Annotated in this window: 27 protein-coding genes; 21 read left to right on the forward strand and 6 right to left on the reverse strand. The window is 67.9% G+C overall.

The features are described from left to right. The first annotated feature begins 36 nt into the window (after nucleotides 1-36). From CD928_RS11895 to fghA, 14 genes are all read left to right on the forward strand, one after another. Nucleotides 37-1,575: a sensor histidine kinase gene (locus CD928_RS11895; RefSeq protein ID WP_095387251.1), complete on the forward strand. Its 1,539-nt coding sequence runs from the start codon at nucleotides 37-39 to the stop codon at nucleotides 1,573-1,575. Nucleotides 1,576-1,589: 14 nt separating this feature from the next. Then, nucleotides 1,590-2,327, forward strand: coding sequence for a Crp/Fnr family transcriptional regulator (locus CD928_RS11900; protein ID WP_095387252.1), 738 nt, complete (start codon nucleotides 1,590-1,592; stop codon nucleotides 2,325-2,327). A gap of 65 nt (nucleotides 2,328-2,392) precedes the next feature. Further along, entirely contained in the window at nucleotides 2,393-3,010 is a 618-nt protein-coding gene (locus CD928_RS11905) for a UdgX family uracil-DNA binding protein (RefSeq protein ID WP_255247129.1), read from the forward strand. Then, a complete protein-coding gene (locus CD928_RS11910) occupies nucleotides 3,010-4,038 on the forward strand; it encodes a ligase-associated DNA damage response exonuclease (protein ID WP_095387254.1) in 1,029 nt (342 codons plus the stop codon). Before CD928_RS11905 ends, CD928_RS11910 begins: the two co-directional genes overlap by 1 nt. Continuing rightward, nucleotides 4,035-5,723, forward strand: coding sequence for a cisplatin damage response ATP-dependent DNA ligase (locus CD928_RS11915; protein ID WP_095387255.1), 1,689 nt, complete (start codon nucleotides 4,035-4,037; stop codon nucleotides 5,721-5,723). The genes CD928_RS11910 and CD928_RS11915 overlap by 4 nt, the downstream gene beginning before the upstream one ends. A 102-nt stretch (nucleotides 5,724-5,825) precedes the next feature. Continuing rightward, nucleotides 5,826-6,440, forward strand: coding sequence for a superoxide dismutase (locus tag CD928_RS11920; protein ID WP_095387256.1), 615 nt, complete (start codon nucleotides 5,826-5,828; stop codon nucleotides 6,438-6,440). Nucleotides 6,441-6,646: 206 nt separating this feature from the next. After that, the gene (locus CD928_RS11925) at nucleotides 6,647-8,026 is read left to right on the forward strand and encodes an L-serine ammonia-lyase (protein WP_095387257.1); all 1,380 of its coding nucleotides are present in this window, start codon (nucleotides 6,647-6,649) and stop codon (nucleotides 8,024-8,026) included. A gap of 12 nt (nucleotides 8,027-8,038) precedes the next feature. Then, the gene (locus CD928_RS23035) at nucleotides 8,039-8,725 is read left to right on the forward strand and encodes a hypothetical protein (protein ID WP_141237144.1); all 687 of its coding nucleotides are present in this window, start codon (nucleotides 8,039-8,041) and stop codon (nucleotides 8,723-8,725) included. A gap of 668 nt (nucleotides 8,726-9,393) precedes the next feature. Then, nucleotides 9,394-10,506, forward strand: a complete 1,113-nt coding sequence (locus CD928_RS11935) for an S-(hydroxymethyl)glutathione dehydrogenase/class III alcohol dehydrogenase (RefSeq protein ID WP_095387259.1) — start codon at nucleotides 9,394-9,396, stop codon at nucleotides 10,504-10,506. A 16-nt stretch (nucleotides 10,507-10,522) separates the two neighbouring features. After that, nucleotides 10,523-10,909 carry a VOC family protein gene (locus CD928_RS11940; RefSeq protein ID WP_095387260.1) on the forward strand — a complete coding sequence of 129 codons (387 nt, stop codon included), beginning with the start codon at nucleotides 10,523-10,525 and terminating at the stop codon, nucleotides 10,907-10,909. A gap of 1 nt (nucleotide 10,910) precedes the next feature. Next, entirely contained in the window at nucleotides 10,911-11,783 is an 873-nt protein-coding gene (purU, locus tag CD928_RS11945) for a formyltetrahydrofolate deformylase (protein ID WP_095387261.1), read from the forward strand. Nucleotides 11,784-11,906: 123 nt separating this feature from the next. Then, nucleotides 11,907-12,287 carry a VOC family protein gene (locus CD928_RS11950; RefSeq protein ID WP_095387262.1) on the forward strand — a complete coding sequence of 127 codons (381 nt, stop codon included), beginning with the start codon at nucleotides 11,907-11,909 and terminating at the stop codon, nucleotides 12,285-12,287. 5 nt (nucleotides 12,288-12,292) lie between these two features. After that, on the forward strand, nucleotides 12,293-12,796 hold the full coding sequence (locus CD928_RS11955) for a prolyl-tRNA synthetase associated domain-containing protein (RefSeq protein WP_095387263.1): 504 nt from the start codon (nucleotides 12,293-12,295) through the stop codon (nucleotides 12,794-12,796). Then, nucleotides 12,793-13,656: an S-formylglutathione hydrolase gene (gene fghA / locus CD928_RS11960; RefSeq protein ID WP_095387264.1), complete on the forward strand. Its 864-nt coding sequence runs from the start codon at nucleotides 12,793-12,795 to the stop codon at nucleotides 13,654-13,656. Before CD928_RS11955 ends, fghA begins: the two co-directional genes overlap by 4 nt. Nucleotides 13,657-13,802: 146 nt before the next feature. Here the strand turns inward: fghA and CD928_RS11965 are convergent, their stop codons facing one another. From CD928_RS11965 to CD928_RS11985, 5 genes are all read right to left on the reverse strand, one after another. After that, nucleotides 13,803-14,780, reverse strand: coding sequence for a quinone oxidoreductase (locus CD928_RS11965; protein WP_095387265.1), 978 nt, complete (start codon nucleotides 14,778-14,780; stop codon nucleotides 13,803-13,805). Between the two features lie 188 nt (nucleotides 14,781-14,968). Next, on the reverse strand, nucleotides 14,969-16,792 hold the full coding sequence (locus tag CD928_RS11970; protein ID WP_095387266.1) for a DEAD/DEAH box helicase: 1,824 nt from the start codon (nucleotides 16,790-16,792) through the stop codon (nucleotides 14,969-14,971). 163 nt (nucleotides 16,793-16,955) lie between these two features. Further along, complete coding sequence (locus tag CD928_RS11975) at nucleotides 16,956-18,134, reverse strand: NAD(P)/FAD-dependent oxidoreductase (RefSeq protein ID WP_095387267.1); 1,179 nt, start codon at nucleotides 18,132-18,134, stop codon at nucleotides 16,956-16,958. Between the two features lie 7 nt (nucleotides 18,135-18,141). After that, entirely contained in the window at nucleotides 18,142-18,321 is a 180-nt protein-coding gene (locus CD928_RS11980) for a hypothetical protein (RefSeq protein WP_095387268.1), read from the reverse strand. Then, nucleotides 18,318-18,794, reverse strand: a complete 477-nt coding sequence (locus CD928_RS11985; RefSeq protein WP_095387269.1) for a GreA/GreB family elongation factor — start codon at nucleotides 18,792-18,794, stop codon at nucleotides 18,318-18,320. The genes CD928_RS11980 and CD928_RS11985 overlap by 4 nt, the downstream gene beginning before the upstream one ends. A 157-nt stretch (nucleotides 18,795-18,951) precedes the next feature. Here CD928_RS11985 and CD928_RS11990 point away from each other — a divergent pair, with 157 nt between their 5' ends. From CD928_RS11990 to CD928_RS12005, 4 genes are all read left to right on the forward strand, one after another. Further along, on the forward strand, nucleotides 18,952-19,473 hold the full coding sequence (locus tag CD928_RS11990; RefSeq protein ID WP_095387270.1) for a sigma-70 family RNA polymerase sigma factor: 522 nt from the start codon (nucleotides 18,952-18,954) through the stop codon (nucleotides 19,471-19,473). 1 nt (nucleotide 19,474) lies between these two features. Next, nucleotides 19,475-20,116 carry an NrsF family protein gene (locus CD928_RS11995; RefSeq protein WP_095387271.1) on the forward strand — a complete coding sequence of 214 codons (642 nt, stop codon included), beginning with the start codon at nucleotides 19,475-19,477 and terminating at the stop codon, nucleotides 20,114-20,116. Between the two features lie 61 nt (nucleotides 20,117-20,177). Continuing rightward, entirely contained in the window at nucleotides 20,178-20,939 is a 762-nt protein-coding gene (locus CD928_RS12000; RefSeq protein ID WP_095387272.1) for a head GIN domain-containing protein, read from the forward strand. 43 nt (nucleotides 20,940-20,982) lie between these two features. After that, nucleotides 20,983-21,693 carry a head GIN domain-containing protein gene (locus CD928_RS12005; RefSeq protein ID WP_095387273.1) on the forward strand — a complete coding sequence of 237 codons (711 nt, stop codon included), beginning with the start codon at nucleotides 20,983-20,985 and terminating at the stop codon, nucleotides 21,691-21,693. 698 nt (nucleotides 21,694-22,391) lie between these two features. Here the strand turns inward: CD928_RS12005 and CD928_RS12010 are convergent. After that, nucleotides 22,392-23,195 carry an SDR family oxidoreductase gene (locus tag CD928_RS12010; RefSeq protein ID WP_095387274.1) on the reverse strand — a complete coding sequence of 268 codons (804 nt, stop codon included), beginning with the start codon at nucleotides 23,193-23,195 and terminating at the stop codon, nucleotides 22,392-22,394. A 116-nt stretch (nucleotides 23,196-23,311) separates the two neighbouring features. Between CD928_RS12010 and CD928_RS12015 the strand changes: the two genes are divergently transcribed. The 3 genes from CD928_RS12015 to CD928_RS12025 all read left to right on the forward strand — a co-directional run bounded on the left by CD928_RS12015 (nucleotide 23,312) and on the right by CD928_RS12025 (nucleotide 25,225). Then, the gene (locus tag CD928_RS12015; RefSeq protein WP_095387275.1) at nucleotides 23,312-23,824 is read left to right on the forward strand and encodes a hypothetical protein; all 513 of its coding nucleotides are present in this window, start codon (nucleotides 23,312-23,314) and stop codon (nucleotides 23,822-23,824) included. An 11-nt stretch (nucleotides 23,825-23,835) separates the two neighbouring features. Continuing rightward, a complete protein-coding gene (locus tag CD928_RS12020) occupies nucleotides 23,836-24,831 on the forward strand; it encodes a TonB family protein (RefSeq protein WP_176473554.1) in 996 nt (331 codons plus the stop codon). A 127-nt stretch (nucleotides 24,832-24,958) separates the two neighbouring features. Continuing rightward, entirely contained in the window at nucleotides 24,959-25,225 is a 267-nt protein-coding gene (locus CD928_RS12025; RefSeq protein WP_095387277.1) for a hypothetical protein, read from the forward strand. Nucleotides 25,226-25,333 lie beyond the last annotated feature (108 nt).

The following is a 25,333-nucleotide window of genomic DNA, read 5'->3' on the forward strand; positions in this document are numbered from 1 at the left end:
CAAGCGGGCGACCATGCTTTTGTAGGAACCCGATTCATGGCACAGCGGCCCCGGGAACAGAGCGGCGCGGAGGCGCCGGCAGGAGGCGAGGGGCGGCAATTGGCAGACGGCCGGGACAGGGACGCATCGGCGGGCGAGCGCCGGCGACTGCGGACCCTTCGCGAATATCGCATCATGGACAGCGGGCCCGAGGCCGCGTTCGACCGCGTCACCAAGCTGGTCGCCGACCTGTTCGACGCGCCGATCGCGCTCGTCTCGTTCGTCGACGATTGCCGGCAATGGTTCAAGTCGGCGCACGGCCTCGACCTCGCCGAAATCCCGCGCGACGTCGGTTTCTGCCGCCATGTGATCGCCGACGACCGGCCGCTGGTCGTCCCCGATGCCACCCGCGATCCGCGCTTTCGCGACAATCCGCTGGTCACCGGAGATGCCTGTATCCGTTTCTATGCCGGGGTGCCGCTGCGCGCCTATAACGGCGCGGTGCTGGGCGCCCTCAGCATCATGGATCGCAAGACCCGGCCGCCGCTCGGCGCGCGCGAACTCGAGCGGCTCGAGGATTTCGCGGCGATCATCATGGCCGAGGCCGAATTGCGCCGCACGGCGGTCGAGCGCGACGAGGCGCGCTATATATTGGAGCGCGCGCTCGATTTTTCGAGCATCGCGATCTGGCAGCTCCATGTGAACGACGACGCGATGCACTGGCGCGGCGCGGTCGCCGAATTGTGGGGCGCCGATTACGAAGCCGCGCTCGCATCGCTGGGCGGCGTCTTCGAACGCATCCACCCCGACGACCGGCCGCTGGTCCGCGCCGCGCTCGACGAGGCGATCGACAACGGCACGCCCTATGCCAGCGAGTTTCGCGTCGTGCACCCCGAGCGCGGCGTGCGCTGGCTCGCGGGCCGCGCCGACTGGGACGTCCGCCGCGACGAGGCGATCCTGACCGGGATCAACGTCGACATCACCGAACAGAAGAGCCGGCAGGAAAACGCCAACCTCTTGATGCGCGAACTGCATCACCGGATGCGCAACCTGTTCGCGACGGTCGGCGCCATCATTTCGCTGACCCGCCATTCGGCGCGCGATGTCGACGATTATGTCGAGCGGATCAGCAGTCGGCTCGACGCGCTCAACCGGGCGCAGAACGTCCTGCTCGGCGCCAATTTCATGACCGGGTCGATGCACGCGCTGATGCGTGAGGTCGAGGCGGCCTTTCCGCGCGTGCGCTGGTCGGGCCCCGACCTGCTGCTCCCCGAAAACGCGCTGGTCGCGATGGCGCTGCTGTTCAACGAACTCGCGACCAACGCGGCCAAGCACGGCGCGCTGTCGGCCGAGGAGGGCGAGGTCGAGGTGCATTGGTCGCACGACCCCGACGAGAGCGACGACCGGCAATTCCGCCTGACGTGGAAGGAAAGCGGCGCCCCCGGACATGTTTCCGCCCCCGAACGCACCAGCTTCGGCACGCTGCTGATCGAACGCAGCGTGCGCAACAATCTGGGCGGAACGATCGAGCGCCGCTGGGAGCCGACGGGGCTGGTCGTCGAGATCGCGCTGCCCGCGCGGTGGCGCGAAGCATAGAGGCGGCGCACGCCATGGCATTGGAAGCGCTGATCGCGCGGCTGCAATATTACAGCGATCTCGGCGACGGCGAGCGCGAGGCGCTCGCGCGGCTCGGCGGCAAGGTGCGCAGTTTCACCGCGAACAGCGAGATCATCACCGCGGGCCAGGCGATGGATGCGGTGCTGGTGATGCGCGAAGGCTGGGCGGCGCGCTTCAAGACGCTCGAGGACGGGCGCCGCCAGATCCTCAACATCCTGCTTCCCGGCGACATCTTCGACCTGCAGGTGCTGGTGGCGGCGGAGGCCGACCATAGCGTCGTCACGGTCACGGCGGGATCGGTCTATGCGATGTCGCCCGGCGCGGTGCGCGAGATGCTGGCGGGGTCGGGGGCGCTGACCATGGCCTTCTGGTGGACGCAGGTGCAGGAAGAGGCGTTCCTGCGCGAACAGATCATCCGCAACGGCCGCCAGAGCGCGCAGGAGCGTATCGCGCACCTGCTGCTCGAGCTGCATCGCCGCGCCCAGATCGTCAACCAGGCGAGCGGCGACACGCTGCGCCTGCCGCTGACCCAGACGCAGATCGCCGACACGCTGGGGCTGACCCCGATCCACACCAACCGCGTGCTGCGGCGGCTGGTCCGCGCGGGCTATATCGAGATGAACCGGCAGTGGATCCGCTTCCTCGAACCCGATGCGCTGGCGCAGATGTGCGATTTCGACCCGAGCTATTTCCACCTCGACGCCTTCCGCATGCGGCTGGGGCGGGGGTAGGGGAACGGATGCCGCAAGCGGCCGTTTCGTCAGCGAACCCGCGAAGCGAGAAAGGGCAAAGCCGCATGCCCGGAAACCGGGCCCCGACCGACGATATCCGAACGCTCGACGACCTCGCGCGCGGGGTCGATCGCTGCCGGCGTTGCCCGCTCTATCGCGACGCGACGCAGGGCGTCGCGGGCGAGGGGCCGAAATCGGCGCGGATCATGCTGGTCGGCGAACCGCCGGGCGATCGGGAGGATCTGGAGGGGCGGCCGTTCGTGGGTCCCGCGGGGCGGCTGCTCGATGAGGCGATCGACGAGGCGGGGCTCGACCGGCGGCGGTTGTTCCTGACCAACGCGGTCAAGCATTTCAAGTTCGCGCCGCGCGGCAAGCGGCGGCTGCACCAGCGGCCGACCGCGGGCGAGGTCGACGCCTGCCGCTGGTGGCTCGACAAGGAGCGGCAGCTCGTCCACCCCGCGCTGATCGTCACCCTCGGCGCGACCGCGCTGCGCGGCGTGACGGGACGGAGCGCGAGCGTCCAATCGATGCGCGGCGAGGCGGTGGCGCTTGAGGACGGTGCGACGCTGGTCGCCACGATCCATCCCTCCTTCCTCCTCCGCATGCCCGACCGCGCGCGGGCGGCGCGCGAGCGCGCGGGCTTCGTCGCCGACCTCGTTCGCGCGCGGACGCTCGCCGCCTGATGGCAAAGGCCAAGCCCTGGCTCGAACCGCATCCGCACGGGCTTTACGTGCGGCCCGCGGACCTCTGGATCGATCCCTCGCGCCCCGTCGAGCGCGCGGCGGTGACCCACGGCCACGCCGACCATGCGCGCAGCGGGCATCATGCGGTGTTCGCGACCCCCGAGACGCTGGCGATCATGGCGCTGCGCTACGGCGTCGACGCGGCGGCGTCCCGCAATGCCGCCTTCGCATACGGTGAGGGCTTCGAGCGCGGCGGGGTGCGCTTCAGCTTTCACCCCGCCGGCCATGTCCTCGGCAGCGCGCAGATCGCGATGGAATATCGCGGCGAACGGATCGTCGTCACCGGTGACTACAAGCGCCGCCCCGACCCGACCTGCGCGCCGTTCGAGGTCGTCCCGTGCGACATCTTCATCACCGAGGCGACTTTCGGCCTGCCGGTGTTCCGCCACCCGCCGACCGAGGGCGAGATCGCCAAGCTGCTTGCCGCGGTGCGCGCCGAGCCCGACCGTTCGGTGCTTGTCGGCGCCTATGCGCTGGGGAAGGCGCAGCGGGTGATCGCCGAGCTGCGCGCCGCCGGGTGGACGGCGCCCGTCTATATCCACGGTGCGCTTGAGAAGATGTGCCAGCTTTATGCGGTGCATGGCGTCGACCTCGGCGACCTGCGGCTCGTTGGGGAGAGCGACAAGGCCGAGATGGCGGGGCAGATCGTGCTGGCGCCGCCCTCGGCGCTCAACGACCGCTGGTCGCGGCGCCTGCCCGATCCGGTCACCGCCATGGCCTCGGGCTGGATGCGCGTGCGGCAGCGGGCGCGGCAGCGGATGGTCGAGCTGCCGCTCGTCATCTCCGACCACGCCGACTGGGACGAGCTCACCGCGACGATCGCCGAGGTGAACCCGCAGGAAAGCTGGATCACCCACGGCAGCGAGGGAGGTCTGCTGCGCTGGTGCGAGATGACCCAGCGCAAGGCGCGCGCGCTCCACCTCGTCGGACGCGACGTTGAAGATGAGGGTGGGGAGGAGGAGGCGTGAAGCGCTTCGCGGCCCTGATCGACCGGCTCGTCTACACGCGCTCGCGCAACAGCAAGCTCGCGCTGATCGTCGATTATCTGAAGCACGCTCCCGATCCCGACCGCGGCTGGGCGCTCGCGGCGCTGACCGGCGCGCTCGACTTTCCGGCGGTGAAGGCGGGGACGGTTCGGGCGCTGCTGGCTTCGCGGGTGGATGAGGAATTGTTCCGCCTGTCGCGCCACTTCGTCGGCGATACGGCGGAGACGGCGGCGTTGTTGTGGCCGGAAAAGCCCCTCCCCTTTAGGGGAGGGGTTGGGGTGGGGTCCATCGGCCTTGCACAAGGCCGATGGACCCCACCCGCTGCGACTAAGCCAGCAAGCTGGCAAGTCTCGCTGCCCTCCCCTGAAGGGGAGGGCGGATTAAGTGTCACCCAGGTCGTCGACGCTCTCTCCGCCGCCACCCGCAGCGACGCGCCCGCGATCCTCGCTTCGCTGCTCGACCGGCTCGACGCCGACGGCCGCTATGCGCTGCTCAAGCTCGCGCTCGGCGGGATGCGCGTCGGGGTGTCGGCGCGGCTCGCGAAGCAGGCGTTCGCGCAGGCCTTCGCCGTCGCCATCGACGATGTCGAGGAGCTCTGGCACGCGATCCCGTCGCCTTATGCGCCGCTCTTCGCCTGGGGCGAGGGGAGGGCGCCGCGCCCCGACCTCGCCGACGTCGCCTTCTTCCGCCCCTTCATGCTCGCACACCCCCTCGAAGGGGAGAATCTCGACCTTTCCGACTATGTCGCCGAATGGAAATGGGACGGCATCCGCGTCCAGATCGTCCGTGGCGGCGGCGAGACGCGCCTCTACAGTCGCGGCGGCGAGGAGATCGGCGCTGCCTTCCCCGAACTGCTCGCCGCCTTTGACCAGGATGCGGTGATCGATGGCGAATTGCTGGTGCGCGGTGAGGCGCAGGGCGGGGTCGAGGGCGGCGCGGCGAGCTTCAACGCGCTCCAGCAGCGGCTCGGGCGCAAGACGGTGACTAAAAGGATGCTCGCAGACTATCCGGCCTTCGTTCGCGTCTACGACCTGCTCGCCGTCGACGGCAACGATCTGCGCGGCCTGCCGTGGACCGAGCGGCGGCAGCAGCTCGAGGCCTTCGTGCCGCGCCTCGCCGACAGCCGTTTCGACCTGTCGCCGGTGATCGAGGCCACGCATTTCGGGGAACTCGCGGAGCTGCGCGCCGGCGCCCGCGACGCCGCGATCGAGGGCGTGATGCTCAAGCGCCGCGATGCGCCCTATGTGGCGGGGCGTCGCGCCGGCCTCTGGTACAAGTGGAAGCGCGATCCGCTCGTCGCCGATTGCGTGATGATGTATGCGCAGCGCGGCAACGGGCGGCGCGCGAGCTTCTATTCCGACTATACCTTCGGCTGCTGGACCGACGCGGGCGAACTGCTGCCGGTCGGCAAGGCCTATTCGGGCTTCACCGACGCGGAGCTCAAATGGCTCGACAAATTCGTGCGCGACCACACGATCGATCGCTTCGGCCCGGTGCGCGAGGTCGAGAAGACGCTGGTGCTCGAGGTCGCGTTCGATTCGATCCACGCCTCCAAGCGCCACAAGTCGGGCCTCGCGATGCGCTTCCCGCGCATCGCCCGCATCCGCCGCGACAAGCCCGCCGAAGAGGCCGACCGGATCGCGACCTTGCGCGCGATGGTGACGTGAGATTTGAAGGCGGGGAAGGAAAAATTGCCCTTCGGGGGGCTTGCAACCGCCGGGGGAAGGGCCGAGTTAAGGGGCCATCTGCAAAAGAAAATGGAGACTGCCATGACGATCGCTTTCCCGCCGCTGCCCTATGCCCAGGACGCGCTGGCGCCGCACATCTCGGCCGACACGCTCGCGACGCATCATGGCAAGCATCACAAGGCCTATGTCGACAAGGTCAACGCCGCGATCGAAGGCACCGACCTGGCCGACAAAGCCCTCGAGGAAATCATCCACCACGCCGAAGGATCGGGCAACAAGGGGCTGTTCAACAACAGCGCGCAGTCGTGGAACCACGCCTTCTACTGGAACAGCATGTCGCCCACGAAGACCGCGCCGTCGGGCGATCTCGCCGCCGCGATCGACCGCGACTTCGGCTCGCTCGATGAGCTCAAGAAGAAGCTGAAGGACACCGCGGTCAACCATTTCGCGTCGGGCTGGGCGTGGCTCGTCTCGCGCGACGGCGCGCTGTCGGTCACCGACACCCACGACGCGGGGACCGAGCTCACCGCCGGCATCACCCCGCTGCTCGTCGTCGACGTGTGGGAGCACGCCTATTACATCGACCGCAAGAACGTCCGCCCCGACTATGTCAATGCGGTGGTCGACGAACTGCTGAACTGGGACTTCGCCGCGGAGAATTTCGCGCGCGGCGGCACTTGGACCTACCCGGCCTGACGATGCCATCCTTCCCCCTTGACGGGGGAAGGATATGTAGCCTTGCCGCGAAGCGGCTAGGCGAAGTTGGAAGAGGGTGAAGCGGCGTCGCTGTCACCCTCTCCGCTGCGACTAGCGAACAAGTTCGCAAGTCTCGCTGCCTCCCCCGTCGAGGGGGAGGCATTGGCTTCTATCGTGACGCGGCTTCATCCTCTATAGGCGCCGCCATGACGATCAGCCTCTTCGAACTGTTCAAAATCGGCGTCGGTCCGTCGAGCTCGCACACTGTGGGACCCATGGTGGCGGCGCGCCGCTTCACCGTCTGGCTCGACGAGCAGCACCTCTTGACCAAAACCGCGCATGTCGAGGCCGACCTCTACGGCTCGCTCGCGCTGACCGGAAAGGGCCACGCCGCCGACACCGCGGTCGTCGCGGGGCTCGCGGGCGAGATCCCCGCCTCGACCAGCCTCGCCGCGATCAAGGCGCATTGGGACCGCGCGGCGAGCGAGGGCTTCCTCTATCTGCTCGGCCGCCAGCGCGTCCGCTTCCAGCCCGCGAGCGACCTCCATTTCCAGATGAAGCAGCGCCAGCCGTTCCACAGCAACGCGCTCAGCTTCACCGCGCGCGACGGCGAAGGTGAGATATTGGCGAAGCGCATGTACTTCTCGATCGGCGGTGGCTTCGTCGTCGACGAGGAAGAGGCGGGGCGCAACAGCCGCGGCGCCGAGGACGAGGTCGAGCTTCCTCACGCTTTCACCTCGGGCGCCGATCTGCTCGCGATGGGCGCGGTGTCGGGCAAGAGCTTCGCCGAGATGATGCTCGACAATGAACTCGTCCACCGCAGCCGTGAAGAGGTCGACGCGGGGCTCGACACCATCGCGGCAGCGATGGATGGCTCGATCGACGCGGGATGCAGCAGCATGGGCGTCCTGCCCGGCGGGCTCAAGGTCAAGCGCCGCGCGCCGCAGATCGCCGCCGACATCCGCGAGCGGCACGAAGCGAACCTGTCCGATCCGATGGCGATGATGGACTGGATCAACCTCTGGGCCATGGCGGTGAACGAGGAAAATGCCGCGGGCGGCAAGGTCGTCACCGCGCCGACCAATGGCGCGGCGGGGATCATCCCCGCGGTGATCCGCTATTACCGGCGCAGCTATCGCGGCGACGCGGCGGGCGTGCGGACGTTCCTGCTCGCCGCGGGCGCGATAGGCGCATTATACAAACGCAACGCCAGCATCTCGGGCGCCGAGGTCGGCTGCCAGGGCGAGGTCGGCGTCGCCTGTTCGATGGCGGCGGCGGGGCTGACGGCCGCCTTGGGCGGCACCAACGCGCAGGTCGAAAATGCCGCCGAGATCGGCATGGAGCATAATCTGGGTTTGACCTGCGATCCGATCGGCGGGCTGGTGCAGATCCCGTGCATCGAGCGCAACGCGATGGGCGCGATCAAGGCGATCGACGCCAGCCGCATCGCGATGATCGGCGACGGCACCCATGTCGTAAGCCTCGACACGGTGATCGCAACGATGCTGCAGACGGGGCGGGATATGCGGGATAAATATAAGGAAACGTCGAAGGGCGGACTGGCGGTCAGCGTGGTGGAGTGTTGAGGGGGACACGAGATGCTTGAGCTTAGTGGAGAAACCTTCTGGTGCGATGGCGATCCTCGCGACATTTCTTCCGTCTCGGTGCGGGATTCCGAATTCAATAACTGTGTGATTCGAAGCAAGGCAGCCGGTTGGAATCGTCTTTCAGAAGTCCATCTGGCAGACGTCAGTCATATGAACTGCGCTGTCTCAGGATGCGCCTTTGAAGACGTCTCTTTGCGGAATCTGAAGAAGACAGGCTCATCACCCTTGTTCATATGGGCAAGCGTATTCAGGCGCACTCGCTTGGCTGGCCGGATCAGCGGGCTCAAAATCAACCGGTCCGAACTCGGCTCCCTCGATGGAGCAATGCGAGAGAAGCGAGAGTCGGCGATCCGGAAATATTATGAGAGCGTCGATTGGGCGTTAGACATATCCGATGCCAAGTTTCCGAATGGCGCGACCTTTGAAGCAATACCGGGCGACAAAATACTTAGGGACCCGTCGACTCAAATTTTGGTGAAGCGTGAAAAGCTTGCCGGCCGCGACTGGCGCGCGCTCGACTATGAGCGTTCGGCCATCGATATCGCAATATCGTGGTTTGAGAACGGTTCGATGTTCGATAGCGTCGTGATAGTTCCTAGGAGCGATTCCAAATATCGCGCCAAGGACCAAGAGATATTGGAAATGCTGCGACAGGAAGGAGTTGCGGAGCCTGATTAAAAGGCCCCGAATTACTCGGCCTTTCGTCGGGCTTCAGCCGGCCTCACTCCGCCGCAACGCCACCGGCAATTCCCCGCGCAGCTTGTCGATCAGCAGCCGGACCTTCGGCAGCAGACGGCGGCGCTGCGGATAGACGGCCCAGATCGGCTCCTCCTGCGGGCGGAGCGGCTCGAGGAGCGAGGCGAGCGCAACTCTATTTCATCGTCATCCCGGACTTGATCCGGGATCCATTGGTCCGGCGCTGGTTTGAATGGACCCCGGATCAAGTCCGGGGTGACGAAAGGGAGGGAGGTGTGAGAGGCGCATGACCTTTCCATTCTCGTCACCCTGAACTTGTTTCAGGGTCCATGGCCTGACCTGTCCTTCAACGCTGCGTTTTTTTGTTTCGCCCAAAGACACAAAGCCACGAAGAAGAGGGCCTGGGTCGACAGGCCCGTTCCTCCATCAACGGTGCGGCTGGTCGCACCGTCGCTAAGGAAAGCCGCTTCGCGGCCGACACGACATCTTCGTAGCTTTGTGCGAAAAACAATTGGCGCCATGCTGGCCGGAGAGCGCCGGGCCATGGATGCTGAAACGAGTTCAGCATGACGAAGTTTCGGGCGATCCGCCTCGCATCTTGCATTGCCGCGGCGTTTGGCTGATTGGGACGGCTGAAAAGGAGACCGTCCATGAAGACCCGCGCCGCCGTTGCGTTCGAAGCGAAGAAGCCGCTGGAGATCGTCGAGCTCGACCTCGAAGGCCCGAAGGCGGGCGAGGTGCTGGTCGAGATCATGGCGACGGGCATCTGCCACACCGATGCCTATACGCTCGACGGCTTCGACAGCGAGGGCATCTTCCCGAGCGTGCTGGGGCATGAAGGCGCGGGCGTCGTGCGCGAGGTCGGTGCGGGCGTGACCAGCGTGAAGGCGGGCGACCATGTGATCCCGCTCTACACCCCCGAATGCCGCCAGTGCAAAAGCTGCCTCAGCGGCAAGACCAACCTCTGCACCGCGATCCGCGCGACGCAAGGAAAGGGGCTGATGCCCGACGGCACGACGCGCTTCAGCTACAAGGGGCAGCCGATCTATCATTATATGGGCTGCTCGACCTTCTCGAACTTCACCGTGCTGCCCGAGATCGCGGTCGCGAAGATCCGCGAGGACGCGCCGTTCCAGTCGAGCTGCTACATCGGCTGCGGCGTGACCACCGGGGTCGGCGCGGTGATCAACACCGCGAAGGTGCAGGTCGGCGACAATGTCGTCGTTTTCGGGCTCGGCGGCATCGGGCTCAATGTCATCCAGGGCGCGCGCCTCGCGGGCGCGAACAAGATCATCGGAGTCGACATCAACCCCGATCGCGAAGAATGGGGCCGCAAGTTCGGCATGACCGACTTCCTCAATTCGAAGGGCATGAGCCGCGAGGATGTCGTCGCGGCGATCGTCCAGATGACCGACGGCGGCGCCGATTACACCTTCGACGCGACGGGCAATACCGAGGTGATGCGAACCGCGCTCGAAGCCTGCCATCGCGGCTGGGGCACCTCGATCATCATCGGCGTCGCCGAGGCGGGCAAGGAAATCGCGACGCGCCCGTTCCAGCTCGTCACCGGGCGCAACTGGCGCGGTACAGCGTTCGGCGGCGCCAAGGGCCGCACCGACGTGCCGAAGATCGTCGACATGTACATGCAGGGCAAGATCGAGATCGACCCGATGATCACCCACGTGATGGGGCTGGAGGATATCAACAAAGGGTTCGACCTGATGCACGCGGGCGAGAGCATCCGCAGCGTCGTCGTCTACTGAAGCGGAGGCACCGGAAATGTTCAGCCATGTGACGCTGGGGGCGAACGACATCGCCGCGACCAAGAGTTTCTACGACGCGGTGCTCGGGGCGCTCGGCGTGCCCGAGGGGCGGATCGACGAGCGCGGGCGGCTGATCTACGCGCACGACGGCGGGCGCCTCCTCATCACGCGGCCGGTCAACGGCGAGGCGGCGGCGTGCGGCAACGGCCATACGCTGGGCCTGCTCGCGGCATCGCCCGAGGCGGTCGACGCGTGGCACGCCGCGGGCCTCGCGAACGGCGGCTCGACCGCCGAGGATCCGCCGGGCATTCGCCAGGCGACCGAGGGGCGCGTGCTTTATCTCGCCTATCTGCGCGATCCCGCCGGCAACAAGCTCTGCGCCTTCCACAAGATTTCGGGCTGAGATGAATCCTGGGGCCGCCGCGCGCTACATCCTGACGCTGGCGTGCGAGGACAGGGTCGGCATCGTCGCCGCGGTGACGGGGCTGCTCGCAGAGGCCGACGGCTTCATCCTCGACAGCCAGCAATATGCCGACCTCGATTCGGGGCGCTTCTTCATGCGCGTCGAGTTTCGCGGCGCGGGACCGCGCTTTCCCGAAGGGCTGACGGCGGTGCAGGCGGCTTTCGCGCCGATCGTCGCGCGCTTCGCCATGGACGCGCGGATCAGCGACCGCGCCGTCAAGCCGCGTTTCGTCATCGCGGTGTCGCAGGGCAGCCATTGCCTCAACGACCTGCTCCATCGCTGGTCGACCGGCAATCTCGCGATCGACATCGTCGGAGTCGTCTCGAACCACGAGCATCAGCGGCGCCTGACCGAATGGCACGGCGTGCCCTTTCATCATCTGCCGGTCAGCGACGCCAATCGCGCTGACCAAGAGGCCGCGATCCTGGGCGTGATGGCGCGGGGGCAGGCGGACTATCTGGTGCTCGCGCGCTATATGCAGGTCCTGTCGGGCGACCTGTCGGCACAGCTCGCGGGGCGCTGCATCAACATCCACCACAGCTTCCTGCCCGGCTTCAAGGGCGCGCGGCCCTATCACCGCGCGCACGAGCGCGGGGTCAAGCTGATCGGCGCGACCGCGCATTTCGTCACCGGCGATCTCGACGAGGGGCCGATCATCGAACAGGCGGTCGAGCGCGTCGACCACCGCCAGTCGGTCGACGACCTGATCCGCACCGGGCGCGATATCGAGGCGCAGGTTCTCGCGCGCGCGGTGCGCTGGGTCGCCGAGCAGCGGGTGCTGATCGACGGGCGCAAGACGGTGGTGTTCCGCTAGGGCGGGCTCGCTATGCTTCCGGGTCCGTCATTTTCGGGGAATGCAAAACATCATGGCGGCTGGTCCTGACCGGCGGGGCAGGGTAGGTATCGATTCGCAACCAAAACCGGAGGAGCGGACATCATGTACAGTCACAATATGGTCGGATCGAACGACCTCGACGCCTCGAGGAAATTCTACGACGCGACCTTTCAGGCCATCGGCGGCAAACCAGCTATCCAGGACGAGAAGGGTCGCCTGATCTACATTCACAATGGAGGGATGTTCCTGGTCACGGCGCCGATCGACGGCCAGCCGGCGACGGCAGGCAATGGCTGCACCATCGGCATTGCGATGGCCAATCCCGAACAGGCGGATGCGTGGCACAAGGCGGGCGTCGAAGCGGGGGGCACCGCGATCGAAGATCCGCCGGGGGTGCGCGAGGGCAATGGCATGAAAATGTATCTCGCCTATCTGCGCGATCCCGCCGGCAACAAGCTCTGCGCGCTGCACCGGCTGGGCTGACGATCTTGCGCGGCGAAGCTGGCCTGTTGGCGGATCTCGATGCGCTCGCCATCCCCTTCGCCGCGCACGAGCATGTCGCGGTGTTCACCGTCGCCGAAAGCGACGCGGTGAACGCCGCGATCCCGGGCGCCCACACCAAGAATCTGTTCCTGAAGGACGCCGCCGGAGCCTTCTGGCTCGTCACCGTGCCCGGCGAGGCGCGCGTCGACCTGAAGGCGCTGCCCGCGGCGATCGGCTGCAAGCGGGTGAGTTTCGGCAAGGCCGAGGACATGCAGCGCCTGCTCGGCATCGCGCCGGGATCGGTGACCCCGCTCGCGGCGATCAACGCGCCGCCGGGGAGCGTCGCCGTCGTACTCGATGCGGCGCTTGCGGCCGCCGACCGGGTGAACGTGCATCCGCTGCGCAACACCGGAACGCTGGGGCTGTCGGGCGCGGCGATACTGGACCTGCTGCGCCATTGGGGCCATGATCCGCGAACCGCCCCCATCCCGATGCAGGACCCCCGATGACTCTCGAAACCGTCTCGACCAACCGCAGCCACGGCGGCACGCAGGGCGTCTACCGGCACCGGAGCGACACGACCGGCACCGACATGAATTTCGCGGTCTTCGTCCCCGACCATGAAGCGGACGCCAAGCTGCCCGTGCTCTGGTATCTCTCGGGGCTGACCTGCACCCACGCGAATGTGATGGAGAAGGGCGAATATCGCGCCGCGTGCGCCGAGCATGGGGTGATCTTCGTCGCCCCCGACACCAGCCCGCGCGGCCCCGATCTGAACGGTAATGCCGTTCCCGACGACCCCGACGGCGCGTGGGACTTCGGCCTCGGCGCCGGCTTCTATGTCGACGCGACCGCGGAGCCGTGGGCGCAGCACTACCGGATGCGCTCCTATGTCGAAGACGAGCTGCCCTCGCTGATCCTGCGCGAATTTCCCGCCGCCGACCTGACGCGGCAGGGGATCACCGGCCATTCGATGGGCGGGCACGGCGCGCTGACCGTCGCGCTGCGCACCCCCGACCGCTTTCGCTCGGTCTCGGCCTTCTCGCCGATCGTCGCGCCGACGCGGTGCCCATGGGGCGAGAAGGCGCTGGCGGGCTATCTCGGCGAGGATCGCGAGGCGTGGGGCGCTTACGACGCCTGCGCGCTGATCGCGGCGGGCGCGCGGCTGCCCGACCTGCTCGTCGATCAGGGCGACGCCGATAATTTCCTGGCCGAGCAGCTCAAGACCGGGCTGCTGGCCGAGGCGTGCGAGCGCGCCGGTCAGAAGGCGACGATCCGCATGCAGCCGGGCTACGACCACAGCTATTATTTCATCTCGACCTTCATGGCCGAGCATGTCGCGTGGCATGCCGAACGGTTGAAGGGGTAAAGAATAAGCCCCTCCCCTTCAGGGGAGGGGTTGGGGTGGGGTCCATCGGCCTTGCGCAAGGCCGATGGACCCCACCCGCTGCGACTAGGGAGCCAAGCTCCCAAGTCTCGCTGCCCTCCCCTGAAGGGGAGGGCGCGGATATTATACTACGGAATCAACAGCGTAGACCCCGTCGTTCGCCCCGCTTCGAGGTCGGCATGCGCCCGCGCCGCATCCTGCAAGCCATAGCGCTGGCCGACGGTCATCGCGACCTTACCCTCGCCGATCATCTCGAACACCCGCGCCGCGCCCGCGGCGCGTTCGCCGGGGTCGAGGTAATAGTCGAACAGCGTCGGCCGGGTGACGAACTGCGACCCGTGGCGCGCGAGCACGCCCAGATCGACCCCGCGCACCGGCCCGCCGGCGTTGCCGTAGCTGACGATCAGCCCGCGCCGCGCGGTGGCTTTGAGCGACACCTCCCACGTCGCCATGCCGATGCCGTCGAAGGTCACGGGCACGCCCTGTCCGTCGGTGATCTCGCGGACGTGCGCCGCGACATCCTCCTCCTTGTAGCGGATGACATGGTCGGCGCCCGCGTCGCGCGCCGCCTGTTCCTTGGCCTCGGTGCTGACGGTGCCGATCACCGTCGCACCGACCGCCTTCAGCCATTGGACGAGGATCAGCCCGACCCCGCCCGCCGCGGCGTGGACGAGCACGGGCCAGCCCGCCTCGACCTTCGCGCAGCGCTCGACGAGCGCCTCGACCGTGCACGCCTTGAGCAGCGCCGCGGCGGCGGTCTCGTCGTCGACGTTCGCGGGCAGCTTGAACAGCGAAGCCGCCGGGACCAGTCGCGCGCTCGCATAGGCGTCGCGCTGCGGCCCGAAGGTCGCGACCCGGTCGCCGGGCTGGAGCCCGTGGACACCCTCGCCGACCGCGATCACCTCGCCCGCCGCTTCCATGCCGAGCCCGCCGGGAAGCTCGACCGGATAGGTGCCGTCGCGGTGATAGATGTCGATATAGTTGAGCCCGATCGCGCTCTGCCGCACCAGCGCCTGCCCGGGGCCGGGGGCGCCCAGCGTCACCTCGCGCCAGTCGATGACCTCGGGGCCGCCTTGCGTCTCGATAAAGGCCTGGATCGCTTGCATCGCGCATCTCCTGCTGTTCCGTCCATCTGGTGGGCCGGAGAGTGAGGCGCAAGTAGGGAGTCGTCCATTGACGTCGTCATTGCGAGGAGGCCCGGACCTGATCCGGGGCGACGCGGCAATCCAGGGCGGCGCAGAGCAGCTCTGGATTGCTTCGCTACGCTCGCAATGACGGGAAGGTAATGGCTGGTTTACTTCGGCCGACGCGGGCTACGCTGGCCATAGGGCTTGGGCTTGTAGCGCTCGGTCTTGTCGCGCGGGCCGCCGGGGCCGCGCGGGCCGCGGTCGCCGCCGGGCGCGCGGCCGAGCGTATTGCGCGGCGCTTTGTCGCGCGGCGCCTTCTCGCGTCGCGGCGGATAGGCCGCGCCGCCGGGCGCCGGGGTGATCGCGACGCCGCTGTCGTCCTCGCCGTCGGCGTTGGCGCTGCGCTGGATCGCCTCGGCGAAGCGGTCGGCGATGGCGAGCGGGATGTTGAACAGCGTCTCGCTCGGCCCGATGCGGATCGCACCGATCTCATGCTTGGTCACATGGCCGCGGCGGCAGAGCAGGGGCAGGATCCAGCGCGGGTCGGCATTCTGGCGGCGCCCGATGTTGAGCCGGAACCAGACGCTGTCGTCGAACTGCTCGCGGCGCGGCCCGCGCTCACCGCGATCGGGATGACCGTCCTCGCGCTCGAAGCGTTCGCCCCGCTCGCGTCGCGGCGGCGGGCCGTTGTCGATCAGATCCTCGGGCGGCGGCATGGTCGCGCGGTGCGCGCGGACGAGCGACGCGGCGATATCCTCGGGCGAGCGTTCGGCGAGCAGCCGCTGCGCGAGCTCGAGGTCGTCGGCTTCGTGCTCGACAGGGGCGAGCAGTTTCTCGATCAGCCGTTCCTGATCCTTTTTCCGAACGTCGTCCGCGGTCGGCGCGTTCATCCACTCGGCCTCGATGCGCGCGCCGCGCAGCATGCCGTCGACGCGGCGCCGGCGCGGATAGGGGACGATCAGCACCGCGGTGCCCTTCTTCCCCGCGCGCCCGGTGCGGCCCGAACGGTGCTGGAGCGTCTCGGCATCGCGCGGGATCTCGACATGGATGACAAGGCTCAGGCTCGGCAGGTCGATGCCGCGCGCGGCGACGTCGGTCGCGACGCACACCCGCGCGCGGCGGTCGCGCAGCGCCTGCAGCGCGTGGTTGCGCTCGTTCTGGCTATGCTCGCCCGACAGCGCGACGGCGGCGAAACCGCGATTGACCAGCCGCGCGTGGAGGCGGCGGACATTGTCGCGCGTCGCGCAGAACAGCATCGCCGTGTCGGGCTCGTGCAGGCGGAGGAGGTTGATCACCGCGCCCTCGATATCGGCGGGCGCGACGGTGACGACCTGATAGGCGATGTCGCCGTGCCCGCGGTCCTCGCCGACGGTCGAGATGCGCAGGGCATCGCGCTGGTAGCGCTTGGCGAGCTGCGCGATCGGCTTCGGAATCGTCGCCGAAAACAACAGGGTGCGCCGCGTCCCGGGGGTTGCGTCGAGGATTTCCTCGAGGTCCTCGCGGAACCCCATGTCGAGCATCTCGTCGGCCTCGTCGAGCACCGCGACGCGCAGGCTTTCGAGGTCGAGCGCGCCGCGTTCGAGATGATCGCGCAGCCGCCCCGGCGTGCCGACGACGATATGCACGCCCTGATTGAGGGCGCGGCGTTCCTTGCTCGCGTCCATGCCGCCGACGCAGGTCGCGATGCGCGCGCCGGCCTTGGCATAGAGCCAGCCGAGCTCGCGGCTGACCTGCAGCGCCAGCTCGCGCGTCGGCGCGACGATCAGCGCGAGCGGCGCGGTCGCGAACGGCAGGCGGCCGTCGTCGAACAGCTCGTCCGCCATCGCGAGGCCGAAGGCGACTGTCTTGCCCGACCCGGTCTGGGCAGAAACGAGCAGGTCGCGGCCGTGGGCCTCGGCTTCGGTAACCTGCGCCTGAACGGGGGTCAGCGCCTCATAGCCGCGCGCGGTAAGAGCGTCCGCGAGGACGGGTGAAAGATGATCGAAAGACATATTTTCTTCTTTTCCGTGGCGGGCTGCGCCGCCGATTCTCTAATTCGTCACCCCGGACTTGGTCCGGGGTCCATTCAGCGCTTTCTGCAAGTGACGAATGGATGCCGGATCCCCTGAGCCTGTCGAAGGGCCGGCATGACGAGCGTGATGGGTTGTCCGTTTCCTAAAGGGCCTGGCCTGCCGCATATCCGCTGGCCCAAGCCCATTGAAAATTATAGCCGCCCAGCCACCCGGTGACGTCCACGGCTTCGCCGACCGCATAGAGGCCCGGAAGGCTTTTGGCCATCATTGTTTGCGACGACAGGCCCGCGGTCGCGATGCCGCCGACGGTGACCTCGGCCTTGGCGAAGCCCTCGGTGCCATTGGGGCGGAAGGTCCAGCGGCGGAGCGCGGCTTCGGCATCGGCGAGTTTGCGGTCGGTTTGCGCCCCCATCTCGCCGGGTAGCGCGAGCCGCTCGGCCAGCACCTGCGCGAGGCGGTCGGGGAGGGCGCTCCCTAGCGCCGCCGCGAGCGTCGCGCGCGGTCGCGCGCGTTTCGCCGCAACCAGCCAGCCCGGCGCGGCGTCGGGCGCAAAGTCGATGGTCACCGGCTCGCCGTGCCGCCAATAGCTGCTGATCTGCAGGATCGCGGGGCCGGACAGCCCGCGATGCGTGAAAAGCGCCGCTTCGCGGAACGCCGCCTTGCCCGCGCGTGCCTCGACCGGGGTGGCGACGCCCGACAGCTCGCGGAACAGCAGGTCATCGCCGCCGAGCGTGAGCGGGACGAGCGCGGGGCGCGGCTCGACGACCTTCAGCCCGAATTGCCGCGCGAGGTCGTAGGCGAAGCCGGTCGCCCCCATCTTGGGGATCGACGGTCCGCCGGTCGCGAGAACGAGATTGCGGGCGGTGAAGCGCCGGTCACCGAAGGCAACGCGAAAAAGCCCATCGGCATGCGCGACCTCGCGCAGCGGTTCGCCGCAGCGGACGTCGACGCCGCCCTTCGCCGCCTCGTCGAGCAGCATCGCGACGATTGCCTTCGCCGACCCGTCGCAGAAGAGCTGGCCGAGCGTCTTTTCGTGCCACGCGATGCCATGGGCGTCGACGAGCGCGACGAAATCCGCGGGCGTATAGCGCGCAAGCGCCGACTTGGCGAAATGCGGGTTCGCCGACAGGAAGCGATCGGGTACGGCGTGGATATTGGTGAAATTGCAGCGCCCGCCGCCCGAGATCAGGATCTTCTTGCCCACCTGATCGGCATGGTCGAGCAGCAGCACGCGGCGCCCGCGCTGCCCCGCGGTCGCGGCGCACATCAGCCCGGCCGCGCCGGCGCCCAGCACGATGGCATCGTAATCGGGGGCGGTCATGCGGGCGTCAGCGCAGCTTCGCAATCGACAGCCCGTCGGCCTTGGCGCGGATCTTCACCGATTCCTCGCTGCGCGTCAGCGCCTTGGCGATCGCCTTCAGCGCCATGCCCTTCTTCGCGAGCGTGTGCAGCTTGTCGATCTCGGCCGCGGTCCACGGCTGCTTGTGGCGTTCGAACCGGTCCTTCATGCCATGACCTCCGCGTCGGCGGTGGCGGCGAGGATGGCGATCGCGTCCTCGCGGCCCTGGAATGCGACGGCCTCGCCCGCCTCGGCGCCCATCAGCGCGCGGCCGAGCGGCGCGGTGAAGGCGATGCGGTGCGCGGCGGGGTCGGCCTCGTCGTGGCCGACGATGGTGACGCTGCGCTCGGTCCCGTTCAGCCGATAGGCGACGCGGCTGCCGATGCCGACGAGGCCGTCCGCGGGCGCCGCCTGCACCTCGGCGGTCGCCTTGCGGGTGCCGAAATAGCGGAGCTGGCGCAGCAGCTTCTTGCGCGCCTCCTCGTCGGGTGCGGCCGCGACGGCCGCCTCGATCCGCGCGACCTCCTCGCCCAGCAGGCGCGCGCCGCGCGGCGTGACGAGGTTCGCGCCGACCGGGATCGGCAGCTCAAACTCGGGTTCCTTATGCTCGTCGTCGCTTTCGCGGCGGAACGCTACGCTCATCGTCTCTCTCATGGGGATCAAGGGGAGGGGATCAAGGGGAAAGGAAGCCTCTGCACCGCGAAGGTGGCGATAAGATGGCGCGGTGTAACCTCGGCGCCGGTGCCCGCGAAGCAGGAGCGATGCGCCGGCCCGCCCGATCTGTCATGATGCCCGTCCGATGAGTATCGACGAACCCTCGCTCGCGCGACTGATGGCCGCATCGCAGCGCGGCGACCGCGCGGCCTATCGCGCGCTGCTCGGTGATTGCCGCGCGTGGCTGACGCGCTATTTCGCACGCCGCAGCGCGCCGCACCAGATCGACGATCTGGTGCAGGAAACGCTCGTGTCGCTGCACCGCAAGCGCGCGACATGGGACAGCGGCCGCGCCTTCTTGCCGTGGCTCGCGGCGATCGCGCGCTATCGCTGGATCGACATGCTGCGCCGGCAGCGGGACGAGGTCGAGCTGGGCGAGGGCGATGCCGCGGTCGGCGCCGAGGATGAAGCGGTGCACGCGCGACTCAGCCTCGACCGGCTGCTCGCGCTTCTGCCCGCGGGGCAGGCGCAGGCGATCACGTTGGTCAAGATCGAGGGCGCCTCGATCGCCGAGGCGTCGCGGATCAGCGGCCAGAGCGAGTCGCTGGTCAAGGTAAATATCCATCGCGGGCTCAGGAAGCTCGCGGGGCTGGTGGAAAGCGAATGAGATGAACGACGCATCGATCGACGAACTGATCGACGGACTGGCCGGCGACCTCGAGCCCGTGCGCCCGCGCCGCATCGCGCGCGCTTCGCTGTGGGTCGGCGCGGGCTGGCTGGCGGCGGCGGCGCTGCTGCTCTGGCTGTTCGGGATGCGCCGCGACATGGCCGCGATGCCCGCGATGTCGATGCTGTCCTTCTGGCTGGTCGCGGCGGTCGCGATCGCCGCGATCTGGAGCGCGCTGCGCATGGGGCTGCCCGGCGTCGGGCGCGATCATGGCGGCTGGCGCTGGGCGGCGCTTGCCGCGCTGGCGCTGCCGCTCTCGGCGCTGTTCGTCGGGCTCGGCGACGGGCATCGCGCGGTCGAGACGGCGCGGGGCGGGACCGAACTGCCCTGCCTGCCGATGGCGCTGCTCGCCGGGCTCGGCGTCGGCGGCGCGCTTTTCGCCTGGCTGCGCGGCGGCGCGCCGACGTCGCCGGCGCGCGCCGGCTGGGTGATCGGGATCGCGTCGGGCGCGTCGGGCGCGACGATCGCCGCGCTCCATTGCCCCGTCGACGACATCGTCCATATCGCGCTGTGGCACGGCGGTGCGGTGCTGCTCGCGGCGCTCGCCGGACGGCTCGCGCTGCCGCCCTTGCTGCGCTGGTAGGATCGCGCTGGACAGCCGCCGCCGCCGTGTGTTATGTATATAACACACAAGGAGATTGGCGATGCGAAACTGGACGACGATAGCGATGTTACCGCTGATGCTGGCGACCGCGACGGGCTGCAGCGGCGCCGACAAGGCCGATGGCGGCCGCGACGGGGCCAGCAGCGAATCGCGCCCCGCCGACAGCGGCCCGGCGGCGACCAAATCCTTTGCGCTCAGCGGCTTCACCGGCGTCGACGTCGCGGGCCCCTATGATGTGACGATCCGCCGCGGTGACAGCTTCGCGATCAGCGCCAAGGGACCGCAGGCCGAACTCGACCAGCTCGAGGTCGAAGTCGATGGATCGACGCTGTCGATCGGCCGCAAGCGCAGCAGCTGGAGCTTCCGCGACCACGACGATGTCGACATCACGATCACCATGCCCAGGCTCAGCGCGGTCGAGCTGGCGGGGTCGGGCTCGATCGACGCCGACAGCGTCGACGGCGACGCGGTCGAGGCCGCGGTGACCGGATCGGGCGAGCTCAAGATCGCGAAGCTGACCGCGACGAGCGTCAAGCTCGCCATGTCGGGCTCGGGCGATCTGGAGGTCGCGGGCGGCAAGGTCGGATCGGGCGACATCGGCGTCACGGGTTCGGGCGACATCGATGCCGACGGACTGGTCGCCGATACGCTCGACGTTTCGGTGACCGGATCGGGCAATGTCGAGGCGCAGGCGACCGCCAGCGCCGATGTGCGCGTGATCGGATCGGGCGACGTCAAGATCGGCGGCGGCGCCAAATGCTCGACCAGCAAGACCGGGTCGGGCAACGTCACCTGCAACTGAGCCGCCTATGGCGCCGCCGCGGCCGAACGGCTAAGGCGGCGTCATGACGCATGTTTCGCGATGGGCCGCATTCGCGGCCGCCACCCTGCTGCTCTCCGGCCCCGCTTCGGCGGCCGAGAAGCGCTATGGCCTCACCAGCTTCGAGGCGATCGAACTCAGTGCCGACGTGACGGTCGAGGTTGTCGCGCGCGCGCCGGTGAGCGCGGTGGCGACAGGGCCGCAGGATGCGCTCGACCGGCTCAGCATCGAGGCGCGCGACGGCAAGCTGGTGATCGGCGAGCGGCGCTTCGCGGGCGACGAGCGCAAGAGCAAGGGCCCGGCGCCGGTGACGGTTCGCATCAACGCCGCCAATCTCCGCTCGGCGATGGTCGCGGGCGCGGGGTCGCTGACGATCGACGCGCTGAAGGGCGCGCGCGTGACGATCGGCCTGCGCGGGCCCGGCCAACTGATCGTGGGCCGGGTCGACGCCGACCGGCTGTCGGTGGCGATGGTCGGCAACGGCACGATGACGCTGGGCGGCCAGGCGCGCCAGGCGACCATGACGCTGTCGGGCGCCGGGACGGTCGACGCGGGCGAACTCGCGGTCGGCGAGCTGATCAGCGACAGCGAAGGCGCGGGTGACCATCGCTTCAGCGCGACCAAGACCGCCGCGATCACCGCCCGCGGCGTCGGCCGGACGGTCGTGCTCGGCCGGCCGGTGTGCACCGTGCGCAACGTCGGAAGCGGCAGCGTGCAGTGCGGGGCGGGGAAGTAGATGAATGTCCGCTAGCGACCGATTGCGGCCGGTAGCGGACGTTAGCGACCATACCCTCTCCCCTCCCTTTTAGGGAGGGGCTGGGGGTGGGTAGCCGCCGAAGGCGGCGTTCTTTTGCAGGCTCGCTCCGCTCGCGCACCCACCCCTAACCCCTCCCTAAAAGGGAGGGGAAATGGCTCAAACCCACCCCAAAGCGGCCGCCCAAAAAACGCTTTCCTACATTATCGCGCCGTGCCAGCCTCTTCTCCCATCGGCTCTTTCATTTCGTGGATCCCTCCGCCACCGGCGCCGCATCAAGGCGCATCGGCGCCCCAAAATTCCCCACGGGTATTATTTTACCCGAGGGGAGTGACAAGTTTGACAACCTAGGAAATAAAATCACGCAGCGCCGTGCTTCCTTCCCCGTCACCCCCGGACCCTTCGACAGACTCAGGACAGGCTTGATCCTCGGTCCCGCTTCTGGGGCGCGGATCGATTCGCTATCCGCCGGACGGAACATAAAGCGACNTAGGAAATAAAATCACGCAGCGCCGTGCTTCCTTCCCCGTCACCCCCGGACCCTTCGACAGACTCAGGACAGGCTTGATCCTCGGTCCCGCTTCTGGGGCGCGGATCGATTCGCTATCCGCCGGACGGAACATAAAGCGACACCCGCTCCCCACCCCATAACAGACCTCGGCGGTCGCGCAGCCCGAACCTCAATGCCCCGCCGTGCCCAGTCCGTCGATCTTCTTCGACTGTTTCGCGACCAGTCCCGGGAAGAAGCGCGCGAGGCGCGACAGGCGTTTGGCCATCTTGCCGACCGTCACATGCACGCGCTCGCCGTGTACCGCCTCCCACGCCGCTTCGGCGACGCGTTCGACGGGGACGATCTCGAACCCGCTCGCCGACAGGCGGTTGCGCGCGGGTTCGTTGCTGTCGGCGCTCACCTGGTCGAGCAGCGGCGTGTCGATGAAGCCGGGCATCAGCGAGCGCACCTTGATGCCATGCTTCGAAAATTCGATTTCGAGCGCTTCGGTCAGGCCGCGCACCGCGAACTTCGTCGCCGAATAGACCGCGAGCCCGGCTACGCCGTAGAAACCCGACGCCGAGCCGGTGTTGAGGATCGTCGATCCGGGCGTCGCGCGGAGCAGCGGCAGCGCGCTGTAAATGCCGTTCACCACGCCGCCGAAGTTGATCGCGATCAGCCGGTCGGCCTCCGCGGGCGCCATGTCCATGAACTGGCCGCCCGAGCCGATGCCGGCGTTGTTGAAGAGGACATCGAGTCGCCCGCCGCTCGCCGCCGCGAAGTCGGCGAGCGCCTTTTGCCACTGGTCGCGGTCGCGCACGTCCATGACGTGGCGCGACGAAGCGCCCTCGGGCAGCAGCGCGGCGGTCTCGTCGATCCCCTGTGCATTGACGTCGGCGATGCCGACGAACCAGCCCTGGCCCGCGAAGTGACGCGCGGTCGCGCGCCCGATGCCCGACCCGCCGCCGGTGATGAAGATCGCCTTGCGCGCCATCCTGCCCTCCCGTGATGCTGACATGATTGTCAGTGTGACCACAGGCGAAGCCGCGGCGAAGGTCAAGCGGCAATCGCGGGGTGGCCACGCCGGGTCGGGCTGGTTATCACCGGGCGATGACTCGCTTGCGCCTGATGCTCCTCTCCCTGCTCGCTTTTCTCCTCGGCGCCGCGCTGCCGGCGCAGGCCGCGGTGGTGGTGAGCTTCTACAGCCATGATTTCGGCGACCGCTTCCCCCACGCCTTCGTCACGCTGAAGGGCCGGGTCGACGCGACCGGCGAGGCGGTCGACACCAATTACGGCTTCACCGCCAAATCGGTGAGCCCGGCAATCCTCTTCGGATCGGTGAAGGGCTATGTGCAGACGTCGAAGCCCGACTATGTGGCGAAGAGCGACAGGCAGTTCAGCCTGACCGTCGACGATGCGACCTATGCCCGGCTGCTCGCCAAGATCGGCGAATGGCAGAACCGCGAGCAGCCAAGCTACAGCCTCGGCAAGCATAATTGCGTCCATTTCGTCATGGAACTGGCCGAGGCGTTGGGGCTGAAGGTCAATCGCAAGAGCAAATATTTCAAGAAGCCGAAGAGCTTTCTTCAGGAAGTGAAGGGGCTGAATCCACAGTTGGAATGAAGGGGGCACAGATGGGGTGGGGACGGGCGCTGCTTTGGTTGGGCGCGGCATTGGCCGGTGGGAACTTGGCAATCACCGACGCGGCGGCGCAAATGCCGTCTCCGCCGCCGCCGAAGACCGTCTTCGTGCCGCGGCCCGATCCGAATGACAAATCGCGGCCTGCCCTGCCTGCCGGCCGGCCCGCCGACTGGATTACCCTTGATGATTATCCCCAGGACGCCCGGCGCGAGAACCGCCAAGGGGACGTTCGTTTCCGCTTGGCTGTCTCAAATAGCGGTCAGCCGACGGCATGCGTAATCTCGGGCAGCAGCGGTCATCTCGACCTCGACTACGCGGCGTGTCGCCTGCTGCTTGAGCGGGCACGGTTCCGTCCGGCGCTCGATCGATCAGGCACTCCGACGACGGGTTACTACGGAAGCCGAATTCTATGGCGCATCCCTCCTGCAGCGGAAAGCTACCCTCGCGGCCCGGTCCCAACGGGCTTCCTGTCTTTCGAGCGTCCTCTTGCAACCCCGCTTTTGGGGACCGAGGCGGCAGGCAGTTTGAGCGGTCAGGTTCGCGTGTCGCTGCGGATCGCAGGCGACGGATCGGTCGCGCGCTGCGCGGTCGTGGATGGGACGGCACCGGAAGAGCTGGTCCGCGAAAGCTGCCCGTTTGTTCTCAAGTCGGCGAAATTTGAACCTGCGCGCGACGTTGACGGTAAACCTACCGAGGGGCGTTATGACGTCACTCTGATATGGGACGACGTCGCCTATATGGCTACGATGGTTCCCAATCCGGAGCAGTATTTTCCGCCCACCGGCAGGCTTCGTCAATCCTTCACGGTCGGAAAGGAGGGCATCATAAGCGATTGTCAGGCGGAACGATCGGGTGTGATCCCCTTTGACTTGATGACCGCCAATCCGTGTCGCATGAGCTTCCATGGCGAGCCTTATCGCGATGACGACGGAAATCCGGTCGAAAGGCGGGTCTCTATCGATTTTGATGTCCGCGTCGATCCAAAATAGCCCCAACCCGCAAGATGGGCTGACGGTGCGATCAGCGGGCTTAGTCTCTGGACGAGCACGGCCTTTCACCCTATGTTCAGCGTACAGCGTGCACCATGGCGCGCGCTGAACCGAAGAGGGGCCCCGTTTGCGACTGTTACTGACCTTGCTCGCGCTGCTGACCGGCCTTGCCGGCGCGGATCGCGCGCAGGCGGCGCCGGCGATGCCGGCGGCGATGGGGTCGCTGGTGCTGCTCGCCGAAACGGCGGCGCAGTCCGATGCCTCCGACAAAGCGCGCCGGCCGGCCGATCCGGTGCCGTCGCGCCGCTCGTCGTGCAGTTGCCGCAAGCCGATTCGCTCGGCCCCGCCCTATCTGCCCGGCGTTCTCAGCCGCTCCGACCGCGCACTCGAATAGCGCCGCCGCGCCAGGCCGTCCGCGCCTGACCGACCCATTCGCGGTCGCCCATAGGGGCGACCGGGCAACGCCTGCGTTGCCGCAACCCGCATAGACAATCCAAGGAAA

Source organism: Sphingopyxis sp. GW247-27LB (genome assembly GCF_002277025.1).
GTDB lineage: Bacteria > Pseudomonadota > Alphaproteobacteria > Sphingomonadales > Sphingomonadaceae > Sphingopyxis.